The following is a 7,367-nucleotide window of genomic DNA, read 5'->3' on the forward strand; positions in this document are numbered from 1 at the left end:
AAACCGTCACGAGCAGCTATTTGCTCAGCTGAACTTTCAACGCCGAAAGATGATCGATCAATTTATCTGGAAAGTAAGCAGGAACGTTCCTGCAAGTGCGTAGCCAAAGCGCTATCACCCTGGAAAGAAAAAACCTGAAATAACTTAAAAACCAATGTCTGACTGTAAGATAAATACTACAAGCCGCACACTAACGGCAATGATAAGCAGAAACTAAAAAAGTTACTTCTGTAAGACCAATACCACAAGCCCCGCATTTAATAGGCCAAAACCCAACATTAGAGAGTTAACACTAATTTCAGGTTTTTCACCCGCACTGATTACCACTATTTTTACGGTTTTGGCGGGGTCATCGGCTCGACGCTCGGGACGGCCACCGGTCAGGGGGGGTTGCTTTCTCGTTAAGATATATCTTAAGTTGTATCTAAATACGACGAGAGAAAGCAGAAATGAGAGACCATCATTCCCCCCACCGCGAACACGGCGACGGCCGCGACGGCTTCGAGAAACGCCCCGGACGTGAGCGCGGTGGTCGCGGCCCCCGAGTCTTTGCCCCCGGTGACTTGAAATTGCTGTTGCTGGCGCTGATCGCCGAACAGCCTTGCCACGGCTACGACCTGATCCGCCAGATCGAAGGCATGTTCGACGGCACCTACAGCCCCAGCCCGGGTGTGATCTACCCGACCCTGACGTTTCTGGAAGAGAGCGAAATGATCCTGGGAGACGCCGAAGGCGGAAAAAAACGCTACAGCGTGACCGACGCCGGACGTCTGTCCTTGAAAGAGCAAGCCATCGCCCTTGAAGGTGTGCGGGTGCGCATCGATGTCAGCAAACGCTCGCTGCGCGGCCATGATCGCCCGCCCGAAATTCACGAAGCCGTGCATAACCTGCGCCACGCGCTGCAACTGCACCACGGCCGCTGGAGCAAGGAAGAAATCCAGCGCGTTGCTGTCCTGCTCAACGACACCGCTAAAGCCATCGTCGACGGCCCCGCCGTTCAACCCGTTCAGGAGAACGCCGAATGACTGAAGTCATCGCCTCAACCATTCACCGTGTCATGCACGAAATCAAACGCCGTCGCCTGGAAGTGTTGCGCGTGGTCGACCTGACTCCACGCATGCGCCGGATTACCTTGGGTGGCCCTGAATTGGCAGGTTTTGTCAGCCTCGGCACGGACGACCACGTCAAACTGTTGTTCCCGCAAAATGCCGAACAGGCCGCGGCACTGGAAACCTTGGTGCTGGGCGCCGGCAAGGACAATGGTCCGCTGCCTGAGATGCGCGACTACACCCCGCGTCGCTACGATCTGGACGCCCTGGAACTGGACATCGACTTCGTACTGCACGGCGACGGCCCTGCCTCGACCTGGGCGGCGCAGGCCCAACCGGGCCAGTTCCTGCACATCGGCGGGCCACGGGGTTCGATGATCGTGCCTGACATGTTCGACAGCTATCTGCTGATCGGCGACGAAACCGCCCTGCCCGCCATTGCCCGACGCCTCGAAGGCTTGGCAGCCAATCGCCGCGCGTTGGTGATTGTCGAAGTGGAAAACGGCAAGGAGCAGCAAGTGCTGGAGAGCGCTGCCGAGGTCAATGTGATCTGGGTACTGCGCGAAGGCGGCAAAGATCATTTGTTGAGCACCGTGCGCCAGATCCAGGTGCCAACCGGCAGCCTGTACACATGGGTGGCGACCGAGAGCAAAGTGTCGCGGCAGATTCGTCGGGTGCTGCTGGATGAGCACGGGCTGGACGAGCAGTTCGTCAAGGCGGTGGGTTACTGGAAACTGGGGGACAGTGTCGAGGAGTGATCTGCTCGCTCAATCGCTGGTTGAAGACTTTGTGGCGAGGGGGCTTGCCCCCGTTCGGCTGCGAAGCAGTCGTAAAATCTGCTGATGCGGTGTTTCAGATAAATACTCATTGCAGCTTTTAGCACTGCTTCGCAGCGCAACGGGGGCAAGCCCCCTCGCCACAATCAGCGTTCACTTCCGGGCGGCACGCCACCGATCCAGCCCAATCACCAGCAAGGCAATCACCACAAACCCCACCAACAATCCCCCGGCATTAATGAACACCTGTGGATAACCCAATTTCTCGACATCAATGAACGGGTAGGGATAAACCGCCAGCAAATGCCCGCGCAGCAGCGAATAGGCGAAGTAGACCAGCGGATAGATCACCCACAACCCGATGTGTCCCACCCGCAGCCTGCCCTTGGGCACGCAACTCCACCAATACACCAGAAACAGCAGCGGCATGACGTCGTGCAACAGTTCGTCGGCCAGCCATTGCCAGCCTTCTGGATGCCACAAGTGGCGCAGCAGCAGGTTGTAAGCGAGGCTCACCACGGCGATGCTCACGGCAATGCCACTACTGACCCACGGCTGCAAGAACCAGCGACGCGCCGCCGACTCGCGGGATGTCACTGCACAGGTCAGCACGGTCGCCACCAGGGTGTTGCTCAGCACGGTGAAATAGCTGAAAAAACTCACCAGCCCGCCGATCAGGCTGGCGCCCAGCGTCCAGCGCGAATGGAAAATCAGGTACATCTGGATGCTCAACCCCGCCCAGCCGAGCATGGCAGCCACGACCACAAAACGACGGTGTAACGCAGAAGGGTTGACCATGTTCAAAGCGGTCGTTTGGTGCGCATCAACTTCACATACAGGCGCTCGACCTTCTCCCGCGCCCACGGGGTTTTGCGCAGGAATGTCAGGCTCGACTTGATGCTCGGGTCGCTCTTGAAGCAGCGGATATCGATGCGCTCGGCCAGCCCCGACCACTCGTAGTGTTCAACCAGCGCGTTGAGGATCTGTTCCAGCGTTACGCCATGCAGCGCATCAGTGTTGTGTTCGGTCATGCCGGGCCTTCAGCGATATTGGAATGGTAAAGCCGCGCACCTTAGCCGAGGGCTTCTTCAGGTGGAAGCGATCTATCAAATGTAGGTGATCTTGGGATCCTGTAGGAGCGAGCTTGCTCGCGAAAAACGCAACGACGCCGCTGGGTATCTGGTTTGACGCGTTATCGTTCACGACCATCGCGAGCGAGCTCGTTCCTACAGGAGAACACTGTTACCAAAATTGAAAGGATGCATGTCAGCAAAAGCCCTTTCTCTATCTGTAACAGAACATTATCCTTGCGCACGCTTTAGCTGAAACGCTTCTGCCAGTCACTTCTTCCGCTCATCCCCCAGAAAAAGATCAAGAATTTCTTCCCTATGCCTGATTTGCGATTTTCGAAAGACAGCGCTGTCTTTAAGACTGTCTCTTGCCACAACGCCCTCAAACTGATCGGCGGGTTCACCGCGTTCGGCCTCGCCACGTGTGTCCAGGCTGCTCCGGCATTCGATAGCGACTCACCGTGGATGCTCGGCGACTGGAACGGCACACGTACGGAGCTGGCGGAAAAAGGCTATGACTTCAAACTGGATTACACCGGCGAAATGGGCAGCAACCTTCACGGCGGCTACGACCACGGCCGCACCGCGCGCTACAGCGACCAGTTCGGCCTGGGCACCCACCTGGACTTGCAGAAGATCCTCGGCTGGGACGATGCTGAATTTCAGCTGACCATCACCGAACGCAGCGGCAACAACATCAGCAATGACCGCATCAACGACCCGCGTGTCGGTGGCTTCACCTCGGCCCAGGAAGTCTGGGGCCGCGGCCAGACCTGGCGCCTGACGCAGATGTGGTATCAGCAGAAGTTCTTCGATCAGAGCCTCGACATCAAGGTCGGCCGTTTCGGTGAGGGCGAAGACTTCAACAGCTTCCCCTGCGACTTCCAGAACCTGGCGTTCTGCGGCTCCCAGGTCGGCAACTGGGCGGGCGACATCTGGTACAACTGGCCGGTCAGCCAGTGGGCGCTGCGGGTCAAATATCACCTGACGCCAGAGTTGTACGCGCAGATCGGCGCGTATGAGCAGAACCCGTCGAACCTTGACCGCGACAACGGTTTCAAGCTCAGCGGCAGCGGCACCCAGGGCGCAGTCCTGCCGGTGGAGCTGGTGTGGACGCCGAAACTCAACGGCCTGCCGGGTGAATACCGCACCGGTTACTACTACAGCAGCGCCAACGCTACCGACGTCTACAAGGACAGCAATGGCCAGCCTGCCGCCCTGAGTGGCGAAGCCTATCGCAGCGCGTCGAGCAAACACGGTGTGTGGCTGGGCCTTCAGCAGCAAGTCACCAGCCTCGCCAGCGACCACTCCCGCGGCCTGAGCCTGTTCGCCAACGGCACGATGCACGACAAGAAAACCAACGCCATCGACAACTACGTCCAGGCCGGCCTCGTCTACAAAGGCCTGCTCGATGCGCGCGCCAGGGACGACATCGGCTTTGCCATGGCCCGCGTCCACGTCAACCCGGCCTATCGCAAGAATGCCGAGGCGACCAACCAGGCCAATGTCGTTTTCGACTACGACAATCCGTCCTACCTGCCGCCCCAGGACACCGAATACAGCGCTGAACTCTATTACGGCGTGCACGTGACCAACTGGCTGACCGTGCGCCCGAACCTGCAATACATCCGCCATCCCGGTGGCGTGGACGAGGTCGATGACGCGCTGATCGGCGGGATCAAGGTCCAGTCCTCGTTCTAACCAACCACACAAAACCTTTGTAGGAGCGAGCCTGCTCGCGATGGTCGTCAACGATAACGCTGCGAGCCTGACACCACACGGCGCTCTCAGGTTCTTCGCGAGCAGGCTCGCTCCTACAAGGGACTAACCCGTTTTATCTGAACCCTGCCCGCACAAGATCGTCATCTACAGTGAACTTGCGCGGGACTACTTGAAACGTCACGGAGAATCACACTATGAGCACTGATGGTGCCTTGAGCCGAAGCCGTTTATTGCCGACCCTGCTCGGCATATTGCTTCTGCTGATGGGCCTGGCCATGCTGGCCGGGGGGATCAAGCTGAGCATGCTTGGCGGCTCGCTGTATTACCTGCTGGCCGGTATCGGCATCGCGCTGAGCGGCGTCCTGCTGATCGCTGCCCGCCGCGCGGCGCTGGGCCTGTACGCGCTGGTGCTGTTCGCCAGCACCGTTTGGGCACTGTGGGAAGTTGGCCTCGACTGGTGGCAACTGGTGCCGCGCCTGGCGCTGTGGTTCGCCCTCGGTGTGGTGATGCTGCTGCCGTGGTTCCGTCGTCCATTGCTGATCAACGGCCCTGCCCCTATGGGTACTGGCGCCTTGAGCGTGGCCGTGGTCCTGGCCGGCGCCACCGCCGTGGCCAGCCAGTTCACCCATCCGGGCGAAACCTTCGGCGAACTGGGCCGCGACAACGCGGACATGACCAGCACCGCGCCGCAGATGCCCGAAGGCGACTGGCAGGCCTATGGCCGCAGCGAATTCGGTGACCGCTACTCGCCGCTCAAGCAGATCACCCCGGCCAACGTCGGCAAGCTGCAAGAAGCCTGGCGTATCCAGACCGGCGATCTGCCAACCGCCGATGACCCGGTGGAACTGACCAACGAAAACACCCCGCTCAAGGCCAACGGCATGCTCTATGCCTGCACCGCCCATAGCAAAGTGCTGGCGCTGGACCCGGACACCGGCAAGGAACTGTGGCGTTTCGACCCGCAGATCAAGAGCCCGGTGGGCTTCAAGGGCTTCGCCCACATGACCTGCCGTGGCGTGTCGTACTACGACGAAGCCGCTTACGCCAAGTCTGAAAGCGCTGCGTCCGCCGTCATCTCCGAGGCCGGCAAAGCCGTTGCCCAGGCTTGCCCGCGTCGCCTGTACCTGCCAACCGCCGATGCACGCCTGATCGCACTCAACGCCGACACCGGCAAGATCTGCGAAGACTTCGGCACCAACGGTGTGGTTGACCTGACTCAAGGCATCGGCCCGTTCACCGCCGGCGGCTACTACTCCACCTCGCCAGCTGCGATCACCCGTGATCTGGTGATCATGGGCGGCCACGTCACCGACAACGAATCGACCAACGAGCCGTCCGGCGTGATCCGTGCCTTTGACGTACACGACGGTCATCTGGTGTGGAACTGGGACAGCAACAATCCCGACGCGACCGAACCGCTACCAGAGGGCGAACACTACAGCCGCAACTCGGCCAACATGTGGTCGCTGGCCAGCGTCGACGAAAAACTCGGCATGGTCTACCTGCCACTGGGCAACCAGACCCCTGACCAGTGGGGCGCGGACCGCACCCCGGGCGCCGAGAAATTCAGCGCCGGCTTGGTCGCGCTGGATCTGGCCACCGGCAAGGTGCGCTGGAACTACCAGTTCACTCACCACGATTTGTGGGACATGGACGTCGGCAGCCAGCCAACCCTGCTGGACATGAAAACCGCAGACGGCGTGAAACCTGCGCTGATCGCCCCGACCAAACAGGGCAGCCTGTACGTCCTCGACCGTCGTGACGGCACGCCGATCATCCCGATCCACGAAATTCCTGTGCCGCAAGGCGCGGTGAAAGGCGACCACACTGCTGCGACCCAGGCCCGTTCGGACCTGAACCTGCTGGCCCCGGAACTGACCGAAAAAGCCATGTGGGGCGCCAGCCCGTTCGATCAGATGCTGTGCCGCATCCAGTTCAAGGAACTGCGTTACGAAGGCCAGTACACCCCGCCGTCGGAACAGGGCAGCCTGATCTATCCGGGTAACGTCGGCGTCTTCAACTGGGGCGGCGTTTCGGTCGACCCGGTTCGCCAGATGCTCTTCACCAGCCCGAACTACATGGCCTTCGTCTCGAAGATGGTACCTCGCGCCGAAGTCGCGGCCGACAGCAAGCGCGAGAGCGAAACCGCGGGTGTGCAACCGAACACGGGCGCACCTTACGCGGTGATCATGCACCCGTTCATGTCGCCGTTAGGCGTACCGTGCCAGGCGCCGGCCTGGGGCTACGTGGCCGGCATCGACCTGACCACAAGCAAAGTCGTGTGGAAACGCAAGAACGGCACCAGCCGCGACAGCTCGCCATTGCCTATCGGCCTGCCACTCGGCGTGCCAAGCATGGGCGGCTCGATGGTCACCGCCGGCGGCGTCGGCTTCCTCAGTGGCACGCTGGATCAATACCTGCGCGCCTATGACGTCAACACCGGCAACGAGCTGTGGAAATCGCGCCTGCCGGCTGGCGGTCAGGCTACGCCGATGACCTACACCGGCAAGGACGGCAAACAGTACGTGCTGTTGGTCGTCGGTGGTCACGGCTCACTGGGCACCAAAATGGGTGACTATGTGATTGCTTACAAACTGTCCGAGTAAGTTTTAGCGGCAGTCAAAACAAAGGCGACGCCCGTGAGGACGTCGCCTTTTTTGTGCCACATCGCCCCCCCCCCTGTGGGAGCGGGCTTGCTCGCGAAAGCGGTGTGTCAGGCAATGCAAATGTTGTCTGGCACACCGCTTTCG

General features: G+C 60.2%; 6 protein-coding genes and 1 pseudogene. 5 read left to right on the forward strand and 2 right to left on the reverse strand.

The window, feature by feature from the left end; all coding sequences use genetic code 11:
- Positions 1-449: 449 nt before the first annotated feature.
- Positions 450-1,025 (forward strand): PadR family transcriptional regulator, encoded by a 576-nt coding sequence (locus tag KGB29_RS10470; RefSeq protein WP_154947057.1) that lies wholly within the window; start codon positions 450-452, stop codon positions 1,023-1,025.
- The gene (locus KGB29_RS10475; RefSeq protein WP_154947056.1) at positions 1,022-1,807 is read left to right on the forward strand and encodes a siderophore-interacting protein; all 786 of its coding nucleotides are present in this window, start codon (positions 1,022-1,024) and stop codon (positions 1,805-1,807) included. Before KGB29_RS10470 ends, KGB29_RS10475 begins: the two co-directional genes overlap by 4 nt.
- A 171-nt stretch (positions 1,808-1,978) precedes the next feature.
- Here KGB29_RS10475 and KGB29_RS10480 read toward each other — a convergent pair whose 3' ends face one another.
- Positions 1,979-2,623, reverse strand: coding sequence for a Pr6Pr family membrane protein (locus KGB29_RS10480; protein ID WP_150813650.1), 645 nt, complete (start codon positions 2,621-2,623; stop codon positions 1,979-1,981).
- A gap of 2 nt (positions 2,624-2,625) precedes the next feature.
- Positions 2,626-2,856, reverse strand: coding sequence for a VF530 family DNA-binding protein (locus KGB29_RS10485; protein ID WP_150813649.1), 231 nt, complete (start codon positions 2,854-2,856; stop codon positions 2,626-2,628).
- Positions 2,857-3,213: 357 nt separating this feature from the next.
- Here KGB29_RS10485 and KGB29_RS10490 point away from each other — a divergent pair, with 357 nt between their 5' ends.
- The 3 genes and pseudogenes from KGB29_RS10490 (at position 3,214) to KGB29_RS10500 (ending at position 7,223) form a co-directional block, all read left to right on the forward strand.
- Positions 3,214-4,596 (forward strand): carbohydrate porin, encoded by a 1,383-nt coding sequence (locus tag KGB29_RS10490; RefSeq protein ID WP_223616400.1) that lies wholly within the window; start codon positions 3,214-3,216, stop codon positions 4,594-4,596.
- A 40-nt stretch (positions 4,597-4,636) separates the two neighbouring features.
- Positions 4,637-4,714 (forward strand): annotated as a pseudogene (locus tag KGB29_RS10495) (outer membrane lipoprotein carrier protein LolA); the annotation flags it as partial.
- Positions 4,715-4,811: 97 nt separating this feature from the next.
- Positions 4,812-7,223, forward strand: a complete 2,412-nt coding sequence (locus tag KGB29_RS10500; protein WP_150813646.1) for a glucose/quinate/shikimate family membrane-bound PQQ-dependent dehydrogenase — start codon at positions 4,812-4,814, stop codon at positions 7,221-7,223.
- Positions 7,224-7,367 lie beyond the last annotated feature (144 nt).

Source organism: Pseudomonas sp. BF-B-30 (assembly GCF_019956305.1).
Lineage (GTDB): Bacteria > Pseudomonadota > Gammaproteobacteria > Pseudomonadales > Pseudomonadaceae > Aquipseudomonas > Aquipseudomonas jessenii.